The 14423-nt window shown below is 56.2% G+C and carries 12 protein-coding genes; 1 reads left to right on the top strand and 11 read right to left on the bottom strand.

Translation table 11 applies throughout. The features are described from left to right. Positions 1 to 52: 52 nt before the first annotated feature. The 11 genes from IPM39_21125 to IPM39_21075 form a co-directional block, all read right to left on the bottom strand. Positions 53 to 1810: a GAF domain-containing protein gene (locus IPM39_21125; protein MBK8988539.1), complete on the bottom strand. Its 1758-nt coding sequence runs from the start codon at positions 1808 to 1810 to the stop codon at positions 53 to 55. A 312-nt stretch (positions 1811 to 2122) separates the two neighbouring features. After that, on the bottom strand, positions 2123 to 4393 hold the full coding sequence (locus IPM39_21120; protein ID MBK8988538.1) for a transglutaminase domain-containing protein: 2271 nt from the start codon (positions 4391 to 4393) through the stop codon (positions 2123 to 2125). A gap of 178 nt (positions 4394 to 4571) precedes the next feature. After that, positions 4572 to 4955 carry a hypothetical protein gene (locus IPM39_21115; protein ID MBK8988537.1) on the bottom strand — a complete coding sequence of 128 codons (384 nt, stop codon included), beginning with the start codon at positions 4953 to 4955 and terminating at the stop codon, positions 4572 to 4574. 129 nt (positions 4956 to 5084) lie between these two features. Further along, positions 5085 to 5867: an SURF1 family protein gene (locus IPM39_21110; GenBank protein ID MBK8988536.1), complete on the bottom strand. Its 783-nt coding sequence runs from the start codon at positions 5865 to 5867 to the stop codon at positions 5085 to 5087. A gap of 169 nt (positions 5868 to 6036) precedes the next feature. Continuing rightward, entirely contained in the window at positions 6037 to 6978 is a 942-nt protein-coding gene (locus IPM39_21105) for a cytochrome c oxidase assembly protein (protein ID MBK8988535.1), read from the bottom strand. Between the two features lie 9 nt (positions 6979 to 6987). Next, entirely contained in the window at positions 6988 to 7665 is a 678-nt protein-coding gene (locus IPM39_21100) for a heme-copper oxidase subunit III (GenBank protein MBK8988534.1), read from the bottom strand. After that, positions 7665 to 7865, bottom strand: coding sequence for a cytochrome C oxidase subunit IV family protein (locus IPM39_21095; protein ID MBK8988533.1), 201 nt, complete (start codon positions 7863 to 7865; stop codon positions 7665 to 7667). Before IPM39_21095 ends, IPM39_21100 begins: the two co-directional genes overlap by 1 nt. A 35-nt stretch (positions 7866 to 7900) precedes the next feature. After that, positions 7901 to 9763 carry a cbb3-type cytochrome c oxidase subunit I gene (locus IPM39_21090; protein ID MBK8988532.1) on the bottom strand — a complete coding sequence of 621 codons (1863 nt, stop codon included), beginning with the start codon at positions 9761 to 9763 and terminating at the stop codon, positions 7901 to 7903. A gap of 31 nt (positions 9764 to 9794) precedes the next feature. Next, positions 9795 to 10865, bottom strand: a complete 1071-nt coding sequence (coxB, locus tag IPM39_21085; GenBank protein ID MBK8988531.1) for a cytochrome c oxidase subunit II — start codon at positions 10863 to 10865, stop codon at positions 9795 to 9797. 389 nt (positions 10866 to 11254) lie between these two features. Then, positions 11255 to 12025, bottom strand: coding sequence for a hypothetical protein (locus IPM39_21080; GenBank protein MBK8988530.1), 771 nt, complete (start codon positions 12023 to 12025; stop codon positions 11255 to 11257). A 501-nt stretch (positions 12026 to 12526) separates the two neighbouring features. Further along, the gene (locus IPM39_21075; GenBank protein ID MBK8988529.1) at positions 12527 to 13117 is read right to left on the bottom strand and encodes a sigma-70 family RNA polymerase sigma factor; all 591 of its coding nucleotides are present in this window, start codon (positions 13115 to 13117) and stop codon (positions 12527 to 12529) included. 184 nt (positions 13118 to 13301) lie between these two features. On the opposite strand from IPM39_21075, the gene IPM39_21070 reads away from it, so the two are divergent. Then, complete coding sequence (locus IPM39_21070) at positions 13302 to 14423, top strand: polysaccharide deacetylase family protein (GenBank protein MBK8988528.1); 1122 nt, start codon at positions 13302 to 13304, stop codon at positions 14421 to 14423.

The following is a 14423-nucleotide window of genomic DNA, read 5'->3' as shown; positions in this document are numbered from 1 at the left end:
CCGGTGGTGGTAGGAGAGTAGGGCAGGAACGGCCGTTCCCCCCTCCGCCGCGTCACGATCCACTGTTTCTCATCCCGATTAACTCGTAAATCTGCTCTAACGTTTGCCGTCCCTTCACCCGCATCGGATTCATCGGCTCGGCGATGACCCACTCTCTCACCCGCTCATAGGCCGCCGCACTGAGCAAAATCTGGCCCGGCCGCGCCGTCTCCTGCACCCGTTTCGCCAGGTTCACCGCATCGCCAATGGCCGAGTAATCTTTGCGCTGTAAGCTGCCCACGTTGCCGACAACCGCCTCGCCAACATGAATGCCGGTGCCAAAATAAAGCCGCTTATCCACCGGCATGTCCAGATGATAAGCCGTCATGTTGTTTTGAATCATGAGCGCCGTGCGAATGGCCCGCTCTACCTGGTCTTCCTGAGGATTCAGCGGCGTATTAAACAAAGCCATCACCGCGTCGCCCATAAACTTATCGGTCAGGCCGCCAAAGTGCGAGATGGCCCGCACCGCCTGCGTAAAATAACCATTAATCACCTGGATCAACGTCTCCGGGTCCAGATTTTCGCTGAAGGTGCTAAAGCCGCGCACATCGGCAAACAACACGGTGATCTCGCGGCGCTGCGGCCGCTGCGCTGCATCCAGATCGCGCACCTGGTCCACCAGGGCTGGCGGCAAATAGCGGCGCACACTCTCCAGGCGCTTGGTCTCGGAAATGTCGTTCAGTACCATTGCCACGCCCAACGTCTCTTGTTGGAAATCGCGCAGCGGCGAAAACGTGAGGTTTAAGGTGGTTGTACCCGGCCGTTGGCCGACAACAATATCCATTTCTGTGTTTTGCGTGCCGCCGCTGCGCTTTACTTCTTCCACGATTGGCTTCACCGGCAGCCCCAAAACGCTCAGGGCCTTGGTATAGGTTTCGTGGATAATCGAAAGGGGCGGTACGCCTAAAATCTGTTCGGCGGCGCGATTGTAGAGCGCGACGCGATCATCATCGCCGATGGTGATGACGCCGCTGGCGATAGACTCAAACACGTTGTCCATCAGGTCTTTCATTTCGGTGATTTCGGTCAGGTGTTGGCGAATTTGTTGGAAGAGGCGGGCGTTTTCGATGGCGACGGCCGCCTGGTTGGCAAAAGTCGCCAGCAAATCCCGATCCGCATCGCCAAAGATGCCCGAAGCAATGCGATTGTCGGCGTAAATGACGCCAATGGTGGTGTCCTTAATGCTCAGCGGCACGCACAGGATCGAGCGCAGGTTGTAGCTGATGATGCTTTCGGTAGCCGAAAAGCGGGGGTCAGATTGGGCGTTCATCGTCACCACCGGTTCACCAGACTCGGCGACGGAACGCACAATGGTTCGGCTAATCTCAAAAGAGGAGGATTTTTCAATGGTTTCGCGGTCTACGTTGCGGGCAACCTGCACGGTGAGTTGGCCGCTTTTTTCGTCTATCAGCAGCAGGATGGCGCGTTCGGCCTGGGTCAGGTTGATGATGGCGTCCATCACTTCGGCCAGCACCTGGTTCAGGTCTAGCGAGGAGTTGACGACGGCGCCGATTTCTTGCAACGCTTTGAGCTGCTCGTGTTCTTTGGCCTGGGCTTCGATGCGCCGTTCCAGGTCTTCCAGGGTGCGGCGTACCTGGACAAACAGGCGGGATAGTTCGTCGGTGGATTGTACGGCCGCCTGGCGGGTAATTTCGGCGCGGGTGGTGATCATGGTGTGCTGTTGGTTCACAGCGCCACCCAACTGATCCACCATTTCACGCAGGTGTTTCAGATTGCGGTGTACCTGGGTGATAGACTGCTCGCTCACGGAGTGCCCTCCCTGCTCTGCAACCAGAGACGCCCATTGTATTGTGCATGATGGGCTGTTCCCGTTCAGTGGTCAGTAAGCAGTGCCTCTGGCAAACAGCCACGGCGCGCTAACTTCTGACCTTTCTGTTATGGAATTTCAGATAAACATTTTGACTGATAGGGGCGACCCCTGTGGTCGCCCTCTGGCAGACGGGCGGGCACGAGGCCCGCCCTACACAAAATCATTATCTGAATATCTATACCAAGTGTTCCTCTGGATTATAGCAGAGCCGGGAAGGAGTTAAAGGGGGGTTTTTCTTGGCGCAAGGATTTAACGGCGTTGGCGCCACTTTTCTAGACGGCTGACGATGCTTTGGCGGAGTAACAACGGCCGTAACACCTGCCATTCCGTCAACGAATCGAAACCATCCTCTTCGCCATGCGTTCGGCTAAACTGCTTTAGCACAAATTGTTGGGTCAGGTTGCGGATGGGTGTTTTGCCTTCAGGCACGGCCGTTGCCAGCATATCCGCCCGCTCGTAAGGGGTATTGGCCGATTTGAACGAAATTCCCAACCAACGCGCCCAGGATTCCAGCCGCGAATAGCTGCGCGTCACGTCTGTTTCGACGCGCCTGTTCATCTCATTTGCCAGCCACATCAAACCCAGAGCAAACGCCAGAACCAGCGTCACCCCGGTCACCTGCCACAGCGGCAGGCGCTGCCACCAGGTCGGTTGGGACGCCGGGGTTGAGTCAGCTTCGGTCGTTACATCGCCGCCGCGCTCCACATCGCCGAATGGGGGATCGTCCAATAATGCGGCCAGTTCAGGATTGCCAATCGGCGAAGACGCATTGGCCGCCAACTCCGCGCCAGCTTCGGTAGATTCTTGCCGTACCAACACGGGGATGCTGGCGGTGGGTTCAAATTGAATCCAGCCATAAGCCGGGAAATACACTTCCACCCAGGTGTGGGCGTTGCTGGCGCGTACCCGGTAGGAACTGGTAAGCGGGTCGTAATCCCCTTGTACATAACCGTTAACAATCCGCGCCGGAATGCCCTGGGAACGCAGCATGATGGCCATGGCCGAGGCGTAATAGGTGCAGTACGCCTCCTGGCTGACAAACAGGGTGTAGTGGATGGGTTCAACGTTGGGCGGCGGTGCGGCAATCTGGTCGTTGTAGGTGATAGCTTCACGCAGGTAGTTTTGCACGGCCGTTGCCTTGTCGAACACATTGTCGTAATCGGCCGTTAGCGCCGCCGCCAGCGACAAGGTTTCCCGGCTGATTTCCGGCGGAACCTGCAAATAACGGTCTAAAATCCATTGGGGGTACTGCGTGGAAGACCGTCGCAGGCTGTCTGTATCGGCGCTGGAAATGCTGGAGGCCACCTGATACTGATCGCCCTGCCGCAAAACGAAGCGCGAACGCGCCGCGGCGACCAGTACATGACCATCTTCATCCAGCGTCCAATCCACAAACATTTGCCGGTTAGAGCTGATAACTTCCGGGGCGGCGTATAAAAAACTGGAATTGGGCAAAAAATTCACCACGGTCTGAGTGATGGTATCTCGCCCGGCCAACGGCGGCGTGTCTAGCGGCCCATCGTCGGGAAAATGGAGGATCGTCTCGCCATTGGTCAGGCTCCAGCCGCCATCGCGGTAAGTGTCCATGGCAATGGCCCGCCAATATAAATTGGGCAGCGGCTCCGGCACGTAGACATCCATCACCAGGTCATTGCCCACAGAACGGGGGCCGCCCAGAGACATCGTTTCCTGATAGGGGTCGCTGGTGGCCGTGCCATAGGCGCGCAGCGCGGAAAAGAGACGGGTCCAGGTCTCCTGAAATTCGCGCCAGGGGCCGCGCGTGCCGCTGAGGGCTTCGTTAACGGCCGTACTCGCCGATAACTTGGGCAGCGGGTAGGCGATAATCATCAACACCAGCGCCGCCAGAAAACCGGCGCGGATAAAACTGGAGCGAATGCCTCGTTCGTAGCGCACAGAGGCTGCCTGCCACACCTGTTCCTGGCTTATCAGAAAGGTGCGGGCGATAAAAACCAGGGCCACAACAATATAAAGCGCCAGGTAGATCAGCAACGGTTTGGGACCGTAATAATAATAAACAACGCTCAGCAGAACGAGGCCGGTGGGCAAGATAACGCGCCGGACACGCAGGCTGCGAAAGGTGTACCAGGAGGCCGTATACCCCAATAACCAAAAGACAACGGCCGTTTGCATCACAAAAACCAACCCATCTCGGCTGGTCCCCCCGTCAAACGCTTTCTGAAACCAATTCGCCTGCCGCGCCACCAGGTCCAGCACCCGCTCGCGCCAGGTAAGGTCGGCCGGCAATGTTGTGCCCACCAGGTAAAAGATGAAAAACAGACCATAAACCAGGCTGAAAAGATGGGCAGAATTGGCGCTGAAACGGCTTTTGGCCAGCAACAAACCAGTGACAACGGCGATGATTCCGACCAGCGGCAGCACATGGGTTCCTGGCGTCAGTTCCGCCTGCATAATGGCAACGGTGGGGATGATGATGAGCAAAAGCAGCAAAGCCAGTGTAGACCAGCCTTCTGCCAGATTAAAATTGGCGCGTTTGTGCATATTTTAGCCACCTTGTGTCTGTCATTTGCCTGACGCTTGTCTGGACGAAGGGCCAACGGCCGCCACCGGCCGCCACCGGCCGCCAACACCCAACACTCTGCATTTTCTGACTCCCATAGCGCATTATAACAGCCCGTTCCCCAGACGCCGCCCAATGCCCCATGATTTATAGGGGTTGTTAATCTGCCTTGGCGCTGCGCTGCGATAGAAACAGGCCCAATCCGCTGACCAGCAGCAGTCCGGCCAGACCAACAAACAGGAGATTGTTTTGCCGCGCCGGTTGCACGGTCAGGTCAAACGAAACCGCGCCCGCCCCGGCCGCGCCGCTGACCTGCGCCTCTACTTGATAGTCGCCAATGGCTGGCGCGTCAAAATCAGCCTCGTAGAAGAGCTTGTTGAGGGATTGGGCCGTAGTGGCCGGGCCGGAGAGAACGACCGTTTCCTCCGCCAACACCACCATCAGCACGTCCGCGTCCAACACCATCTGATTGTCTGCCGCGCTGACCACCGCGACGGTGAAGTGCAGCTTCTTGCCAGCTTCCCTCCATTGGGCGCAACCCAAACCGTCACCCGATAGGGGCCGGTTGTTTCACCGGCCACATGGATCGTGCCGCCGCCATGCGCCCAGACAAGATGCGCCGCTGCCAGCCACCACAGCGCGGACAGCCCAACGCAAATCAACAGGCCGCGTTTACGGCCGTGCCACTTTTTTAGAGACAGTCTTGTTAACATAAATCAGGTAGCCGCCGCCTAGTAACAGACTAAAAAAAATCCATTGGATAGCGTAGCTTAAATGGGAGCCTTCCGACAAATCAATTTCCCGCTCGGCGTGAAACGGCAGCGCCGTATTGCCGTCAGGCGGCGGCGATTGGATGACGTAGACTGGCAGCAAATTGTAGGGCATTTGCTGCTGGATAGCGGCGATGTCTACCCGATACCACTCCGTTTGCGGGCTGCCGGGCAGGCTGTTGGTCGCCTGAAGGCTGTTGGTCGCCTGGCGCGAGATGGTTTGGGAGAGGGCGACGTAGCCGGTTATGGTGATTGGCCCGGTTTCATCGAATTGGGACCAGCGGGCTGGGTCAGCTTCGCTGTCCGGTATCCAGCCGCGATCAACGAGTACGGCCGTCTCGCCATCTTCATCCACCAGTGGGGCAATGAGATGAATACCGGCACGGCCGTTCCAATTTTGCACCTTCAGGGCCATCTGGTGCGCCAGATCATACGTGCCAGAGACGAACACTTCGCGGTTCTGGAAGGTGGTAAGGTCTGGGGGGAGGGAGACGGCCGTTAACAGCGCCGGCGGCGCCGCCAGCGCTTGCGCCAGCACAACATTCTCCGCCCGGCGCTGCTCCAGCCGCTGCCACTGCCACACACTCAAACGGAGAAAAACGGCCGTCAATGCCAGAACCAGAATCGTCACCCACCACCATTGGCGGCTAAACAGGGCGCGTACCACTAACTTGATGCGTTCCATACCATTGGCTCCAACTTCCCCTGGCCCGTGAGAAGTGCCGAGAATTTCGACACTGACCATGCAACCTATTCATCAGGGGTACAACCATAGAGAGGCACAGAAAACACCAAAGATTGACGGGTAAAATCTCCGTGTCCTCCGTGCCTCTGTGGTGATAAGCAATTTGGCGCTACTTTTTTAAGCCCGGCGCTAATAAGGCTTCATCGGTCGCCCATTTGCTTTCAGGCAAACTGGGTTTACGCTCTTCCTGGCCTAAAAATTGGGCCACCAATACCAGCGCGGCGATGATGTACATCATGCTGCCCGGAATCCACATCAGAATGCCGCCAATGCGCTGATCGGTCATCACGCTGATATTCCACAACCGGGGCACGTCCACGTAATAAGTATAAATCGGGCTTTCGGCGAAGGCGATGGCTACCCCGGTGAACATATTGGGCGGAACCAGGGCCAGGACCAACACAATGCGGCCCATCAGCCCTAACTGGCCGTGAATGCGCGGCGCAGCGGCCGTCGTCCGCCACCAAGAGGCCATGCTTACCAGGAAGAAGGAGAGGTGTTCTACGTCGTGGACCACCTCGTTGCGCAGGGTCCAGTTGTACATGTTGGGGTCGTGCCAGCCGACCAACACAATAACCCAGGTCAGCCAGATAACGCCTGGCGATGTGACGATACGCAGCCCATGACGAAAGGGCGATTCGCGGTGCAGCGCCTTGCTCAGGCCGCCGCCTAGCCAGCGGCGCGCATCGGTCGGCAGTCCCCAGAGCATGGTCGCCATGGGATTGGCAATGAGCAGCAGGGGTGGGGCAATCATAATCAGCAGCAAATGCTGGATCATGTGCATGAAGAAAAGCTGCCCGCCTAACACATCAATGGGCGACATGAGGGCAATGGCGGCAACGATCAGGCCAGTGTGGTAAGAGACCAACCGCCACCGCGCCGATAGAGGCCAGGGCTGCCCAGGGCGGCGCGTCGGGCGCAGGCGGCGCTGGCTGCGCCGCCGCAGCCGCCACCAGCCAATGGAATAAAGAGCCCCGGCCAGCGCCAGGACTAACAGAATGGTGAAACGCCAGTTCCACGAAGTAAGAACGGCTTTAAGGACTGGGTCCATTGTGGTTTTTTACACGGCCGTACCAATCAAATACAACGCCGGATAGAAAAATATCCAGACGACATCCACGTAATGCCAATACAGCGCCACCCCTTCTACACCCCAATGGCGCTCCGGCGAATATTCGCCCTTGCGTCCCCGGTTCCAGACCACCAACAGCAGCCACACGCCGCTGATCACATGCAGGGCGTGCATCCCGGTCATCATGTAGAAAACGCCGCCATACACGCCATCAGATGGCTTTAAATGACCAAACCACTCAATGCCAAACAAATCCAGGCGCAGACCAAACAGGTTCCACTCCATCACCACCACGCCGATGAAAAAGAGCAGCCCCAGAATGGCCGCCCACAAGTAGGATTGGGTAAACACCTTACGGTCGCCATAAGTCATGGCGGTTTCACCGCGATACACCAGGTAGCTGCTGAGCAGCAAGATGCTGGTGGTAATTAACCCCAATTCCTGGCTGAGTGACGGCCGTGTCTGTCCCACCCCCGGCTCATTCCACAAATAAAACCGGGTAATCAGCAGCGCCCCAAACAAGAAAAACTCCGAGATGAAAAACAGCCACAAACCCAGACGATTCGCCCTTACCTGTACAGCGTAAGGCAGTTCATGGCCGCGATCCTCGTCATGGGCATGAGCGCCCTGAGGTAGTTCCGTAGATACTTTGGTATATGCGCTCATCAATGCTCCTCCGCGCGCCACAACCGATAGACGTGCATAAACACCTGCACAATAATCGCCGCTTTAATCAAGGCCACAATAAACAGAAAAACGGCCGAGCCATTCACAATGGCAATCACAAATTCTATGATCGTTAAAACGACCAATAAAATGGCAACGATATTGCCCTGCCGCCAGGCTGCTTTCTTTTGTAATTCCACGTCACACTCCTCGCGTTAGTCGCCAGTATGTTAGGCTAATCCCCAGCCGGAGCCGGCGCCGGCTGCATCTGTACATACCTGGAGCCAACCAGACCATAATCGTAGGGGTCGCCGACCACCTCAAATGGGGCATCGTAGTTAAATTCCGGCACAGGATAAGGAATCTGCCACTCCGGCGAGCGGGACCCCCACGGATTGGTAACCGCCATCTCCCTGGACCGGGCGCTGCTGATCAGGTTATACAACATAATAATCACCGACCAGCCGATGACCAGAGCCGCAATAGTAATGAGTACCTGCGTCCCTTGTATGCCCAAAGCCGGATCATAATCGGAGATGCGGCGGCGCATACCCAACAAGCCAATTTGCATTTGCCCCAGGCTCATCACCCAAAAACCGGGGACCATCAGCCAGAAATGCAGCTTACCTAAAGCCTCGTTGTACATGCGCCCTGAAATTTTGGGGAACCAATAATAAATGGCGGCAAAGAACGGAAAAACGAAGCCGCCAAACATCGTCGCATGGAAATGGCCCACCACCCAATAGCTGTCGTGCAGGTGCAAATCGGTAGGGATGGTCCCTAAAATCGGACCGGTAACGCCGCCAATCAAAAAGACGGAGATCGCGCCCAGCACAAACAACATCGGCGTTTCAAAAGTCAGTTTGCCTTCCCACATGGTGGCTATCCAGCTAAAGAACTTCACGCCGGTGGGAATCGCCACAAACATGGTCGCCATCATAAAAGGGATGCGCAGAGCGTCGTTCATGCCGGAGGTGAACATGTGGTGCGCCCACACCAGGAAGCCGACAAAGGCAATGCCCAGACTGGACAGCGCAATCCATTTGTAGCCAAACAGCGGCTTACGCGAGAACACCGGCAGCAGTTCACTGATGATGCCCAACCCCGGCAGCACAAACACATATACCACCGGATGGGAATAGAACCAGAACAGATGTTGGTACAAAACAGGGTCGCCGCCGCCGGCCGGATCAAAGAAGGTCAGCCCGGCCACGCGCTCCATCACATTCAGGGTCAGGGCCACACCAACTGTTTGGGTGGCGGTAAACTGGATGAGGGAGGTGGCGACGGCCGCCCACACAAAAATGGGCATACGGAACAAGGACATGCCCGGTGCGCGCATAAAGGAAACTGTCACCAGCAAGTTGATGGAGCTGGCAATGGAAGAAAGGCCGTTCAAATAGAAGCCCATTAAAAAGAGAACGACCCCCAGCGGTGCGCGGAAGCTGAGCGGCGGATACGCCACCCAACCGGTGTCCCATCCCCCCACAACCATGCCGGCCAGGATCAGCATAATGGCCGGGACACCCACCCAGTAGCTAAAGGCGTTGAGTCGGGGGAAAGCCATGTCCGATGCGCCAATCATCAGGGGAACCAGGTAATTGATCATGGCGCCAACGCCCAATAGGATGCTGGCGATCATGACTATGCCGTGGGCGCTAAACAGGGTGTTGTATGTGTCGTTTGCCAGGAACTGCACCCCTGGCTGCGAAAGTTCCAGCCGGAATGTGAGGGCGAAAATGCCACCCACCAACAGGACAAACAGGCTGGTGAAGCCGTATTGGATGCCGATGACCTTGTGGTTATAGTCTACATTGACATAACGGGACCATTCTGGTTTACCGGGCGGCGTGCCGTGCCGCAGTGGCGTTTTTTTGCCAACGATCCATTTGAGCCAATCGGTGAGGACGCCGGCAAAGAGTAAAAAGCCGATAATGCCCAGAACAGATCCCAGGACGACGCCTGGTTCCACATTCGGCTCTAGCCCTAAAGCCGTGCGGACGCCGCCTACCAGGCCAATACCGGCGAAGGTAAAGATGGCCTGACCGATCAGGCCGCGTATGTACCCAGAGGTAAAGATGATGCCTAACGTTCTCATAAATGTCCTCCAGAACCTGGTGTTGGCTCTGTTATTCCTGGATGGTTTGGATGAAGGCGATGAGGTCGGCGATGGTGTCTATGCTTATGCCTTCGGCGGCCAGGATTTGCGCTTCTTTTTCGGCCATGCGTTCGCCAAAGTTTTGCGGCATGACGTCGGCATTGTAACCGGCGACTAGCTTAAGGTTGGGGTTGACAATAGATTCCCGGAGGTAATCGTCGTCTACGGGAACGGCCGTGCCATCGGCAAGTTGAGCTTCATGACCATAAAGCCCCAACCATGTTGGTCCGGCCATATCCCGGCCATCCAGGCTGTGGCAGGCCAGGCAGCCATATTCCGTATACCAGATTTCGCCGCGTTCGGCCGGCGTCATCTCCGCATAGGCCGGACCACCCATGCGCTCGTCGGCCCAGGCCACGAACTCGCTTTGGCTTACGACGCGCACATCGGCCACCATGGTGGTGTGCTGTAAGCCACAAATTTCGGCGCAGAGCAGCTTATAGTCGCCTAACTCGGTGGCCGTGATTCGCAGAAAGGTTTTACGCCCTGGCAGCAAATCTTGTTTCACCCGAAACTCAGGAATCCAGAAAGAATGCAAAACATCCCGTGATTCCATTTCTAAAACGATGGGTTGATTGATTGGTAAAATCAGTTCTGGCGCGGTGATGCCCTCTTGCTGCGGGTATTCAAACAACCAGGCCCACTGCTGCCCCCAGACGCGAATCGTCATTTCTTCGGGGTTCGGGGCTGTCAGGGCGTTGAGAGTAACAGCCCCCCAAATGCCAAAACCGATGACGAACACGGTGGGAATGAAGGTCCAGGCAATCTCTAGCCCGGTGTGGCCGTGTACGTATGTTCCCATTTCTTCATCGCCCGGTTTACGGCGGAAAACCACCGCGGAATAGAGCATAAAAACCATGATCAGGGCAAACAGAAAGGAGATCAGCCAGAAGTGGGCGTCGAACATGGCGTCAATGGGGCCGGCCTCGCTGCTGGCGGCGGTTGGCAAAACGTACAGCGGGCCCAAGATAAAAAAGCGGAGAACGAGCGTGGTTAAAACAATCAGGACCGCGACTGCGATATAATGTTTTCTTTTACCCATGTGAATATACCTTGCGGTTTGGCAAACAGGCAGACCAATAGGATGACCTATTGAGCTTGTTCGGCCTGGAAACGGGCGCTCAGATTGGTGATCAGAGGCTTTTTCCCAGGCGCTAAATTTGGAAATGTGATTGGTTTGATTCAGGCCTATCAACTGACAGATGTTGGCGTTTTTCTGACAGGCAGAACGATTGTGAAAACCGCGCTGCTTCTAAAACAACCAATAAACGTCAGTTCAGCCAGGTTTTTGACGAAGGTAAGGACCGGTGAACAGAAGACTGTATTCAGTGTTCTGTGTTCACTAACCGGTATTCAGTGATCCGTATTTAGCAGCCTCTACTCCTTGAAAACACATACCGAACACCGAACACTGGATACTGAACAGTGCTGTCAGGCAGAGTTGTTGAGGAACATCATCAGCCCAACCCCAACGCCGACAATGAGCAAGCCAGCTACCAACACGGCGATGAAGTCCCAGGGAATGGGGGCGTGGTCTTTTTCGGCAACGGCCGTTAGCCGGTGTCCGCGAACGCGCCAGGCTAAAATGGGGATGGTAATGACGAACAGAATGATGAGGATGGGTGTGGCGGTAGAAAACGTCTGCCCAAACAAGACAAATTCACCGGATGGGGCAAATTCAGCATACAGCAGGGTCCCTACTAGGGCCACAAAGAGCAGGATAACCAGAGAAAAGCTAACAGGGTCTAGCTGATAGGTGTATCCGCCGGGGGCGTTTGGCTTAGGGCTGCGGGCGCGATGAGCTGCCAGTTTTTCTTGCTGTCGTTTATCCAGGGAAGCTGTCGCTTTTTGGTAGGTTTCGCCGGTGGTAACGGCCGTTGCTGACTTAGACAACGCCCGAATCAAAAAGGACAAAATCGCCCCAACCACAAGGGTGGTGATGACCACCGAGACCAGAATGACAACAAAGGCCACAAATACCTGGAAACTGCTCAGCGTTAGTTGTGTGCCTAACTGCTCAACCAGAAACGCCGGGACCGGGAACACAATACCGGGCTGCTCCACGGACGGCCGGTTGGGACCAAAACCAAAGGAGATGCCCAGGTTCAGGCTTAATAAAGGCCATACGGCCGTTACCACCCCGGTCACGATCAGAAGCGCCAAAATAATAAGCCAGTTTCTCGCTGATTCCGATTTGTTCAAGAGGTCCTCTCCTGTTGCAATTGCGCCGAATGATGGACTGCATCATGATGGATTACGTCCCCAAGCCGCTGAATGATCAGAACATGTTCCGACCCTTAAATGATTGTGAACTTATCCACAATCGCCCCGGCATTCTAACATAATCCCGTTTCAGCAGCAATCCAAAATATACAATTTCATATTAAATTAAGAGTTTTATGAATAATTCCGGGATTTTACATCTGATATGTAATAGCGCCAACTGGTAATGGCTTTAATCAGCAGTTCTCAATTTGCAATCCAGCCGTAGGGGCGGGACAGGCGGCGCAACGTCTTTGCCAATCACCAATGCCTTGCCTCCCGCTTGTCTCGCCGCTCTTTGGGTCCTATGGGGCGAGACGGCGCGGGAAAAGTCGTCCGCTGCGGCTGTTTTCTGCGCGCGCCGTCTCGCCCCTACCATGCACCATGACAAATTGAGAACTGCTGGACTTCAATGGCTTGCCAAACCGGTCTGATCTTTGATCAGCGCAGGCGGCTAAAAAGGGCGCGGCGTTTTGCTGGCTGTGGGTGCTGGTCCTTAAACTCTTCACGCAGGGACAACAAGGTGCGGTGGTATAATGATTTAATGGCCCCTTCGCTGCGCCCCATGATTTCGCCAATTTCGGCATTGGGCAGGCGCTCGACAAATTTTAGAATGAGCATCTCCTGGCGTTCGGCCGGCAGGCGTCGGATTGCCTGCAGCAGCGCATCTTGATCCTCGGACAACTGCGCCGTGAATTCAGGATCAGCATCGCCCATGTGCCATTGGGCGATGTCGTCTAAGGCGATTAACGGCCGTCGGCTGCGGTCACGGTGCCAATTTGCTACCAGATTGTGGGCAATGCGATACAACCAGGCGGAAAATGGCAGCCCTTTGTCCTCATAAGTCCCAATATGAGCCATCGCCCGCATAAAAACGCGCGCCGTTAAATCCTCCGCGTCGGCTGCATTGCCGGTCCGGTAATACACGTAATTATAGATTCGGCCCTGATACCGTTCGTATAACACGCCAAAGGCTTCTTTATCCGTTTTGGCCCGTTCAATTAACTCTGATTCTTCAAGATTTTCTGTCACATGGGTCTTCCTGCTAACCAGTGTGGCAGCAGTATACCAAAAGGATATACACCTGCCTACCGCCCACACACCTCTCTGCCACCTTGTCAGGTATCTATTCCACACCGGTGAAATCTTAACATTTGGCAGACAAACCAGAGTGGCTCTTGACGCTGATTTGCCGGTACGTTATCGTTGCTTGTTTATGATATTGCCCACAACATTGCAAGACGCTGTCGCACCGATTTACCGGGCATGGCACAACGGCCGTGCCCTTCTCTTTCTCTGCTTGCTGGCGGCGGGGCTGCTGCTGACAGCCTGCCAGACCCAAACCGGCGCGGCTGAAGGCGCGATGGCGCAGCTCACCGCCGCGCCAACCGCCGCCGGGGAAACGGCCGTGCCCTCCCCCACGCCGCTTCTGCTTCCCCCTGCACCAAGCACAGCGCCGCCTTCCCCCATCGCCACCATGACGGCGGAACCATCCCTCATAAAAACGCCGACTTTGTCGCCGACAGCGATGCCGACAGCATCACCCACAGCGATGCCGCCAATCGCGTCGTCGCTCATTGCCGGGCCGCCGCCAGCCTTGCCCACGCCCCAGGGCATCTACAGCCGCACCTTGCGCGTGCCCATCCTGATGTACCACTACCTCAGCACCCCCCCAGCCGACGCCGACATCTACCGCACCGATCTCTCCACCGAGCCAGAGATGTTCCGCCAGCAAATGGCCTACCTGGCCGCAAATGGCTACACCCCGATTGATTTCTACGACTTATCGCTGGCTATTGTCAACGAACTGACCCTGCCCGACAAACCGGTCATTCTCACCTTCGACGATGGCTACCTGGACAACTACCAAAACGCCTTCCCCGTCCTGCAAGCCTACGGCTTCACCGCCACCTTTTTTGTCATCACCGATTTTGTAGACCGGGAGCTGCCCGGCTACATGACCTGGGATATGCTCAAAGAGATGGCCGCCGCCGGGATGCGTATCGAGTCCCACTCCCGCAATCACCCCGATCTCAGCGGCAAAAGCCGCGACTTCGTCATCTATCAATTGTTGGGTTCCCAAGAAACGCTGGCCGCCCACCTGGGTTATACGCCGCGCTATTTCTGTTACCCATCCGGCCGCTACGATGAGACCACAATGGCTATTTTGCAGGAAGTGGGTTATTGGGGAGCGGTGACGACCCAGGGTGGCCGCTGGCAGGGCTTTACCGACCGCTACGAATGGAGCCGGATGCGTATTCGCCACGCCACCACCCTGCCAGAATTTATCACCCTGGTAGACCCGGGCAACACCCGCGGCGGCAATGCCCTACCCTGA

This window comes from Candidatus Leptovillus gracilis, from assembly GCA_016716065.1.
GTDB classification, from domain to species: domain Bacteria; phylum Chloroflexota; class Anaerolineae; order Promineifilales; family Promineifilaceae; genus Leptovillus; species Leptovillus gracilis.
This window is presented reverse-complemented; position numbering and strand designations above follow the sequence as displayed.

Coding starts and splice junctions, on each gene's coding strand:
- IPM39_21070 (MBK8988528.1), top strand. CDS start 13,302: ATGATATTGCCCACAACATTGCAAGACGCTGTCGCACCGATTTACCGG.
- IPM39_21105 (MBK8988535.1), bottom strand. CDS start 6,978: ATGGACCCAGTCCTTAAAGCCGTTCTTACTTCGTGGAACTGGCGTTTC.
- IPM39_21120 (MBK8988538.1), bottom strand. CDS start 4,393: ATGCACAAACGCGCCAATTTTAATCTGGCAGAAGGCTGGTCTACACTG.
- coxB (MBK8988531.1), bottom strand. CDS start 10,865: ATGGGTAAAAGAAAACATTATATCGCAGTCGCGGTCCTGATTGTTTTA.
- IPM39_21110 (MBK8988536.1), bottom strand. CDS start 5,867: ATGGAACGCATCAAGTTAGTGGTACGCGCCCTGTTTAGCCGCCAATGG.
- IPM39_21090 (MBK8988532.1), bottom strand. CDS start 9,763: ATGAGAACGTTAGGCATCATCTTTACCTCTGGGTACATACGCGGCCTG.
- IPM39_21100 (MBK8988534.1), bottom strand. CDS start 7,665: ATGAGCGCATATACCAAAGTATCTACGGAACTACCTCAGGGCGCTCAT.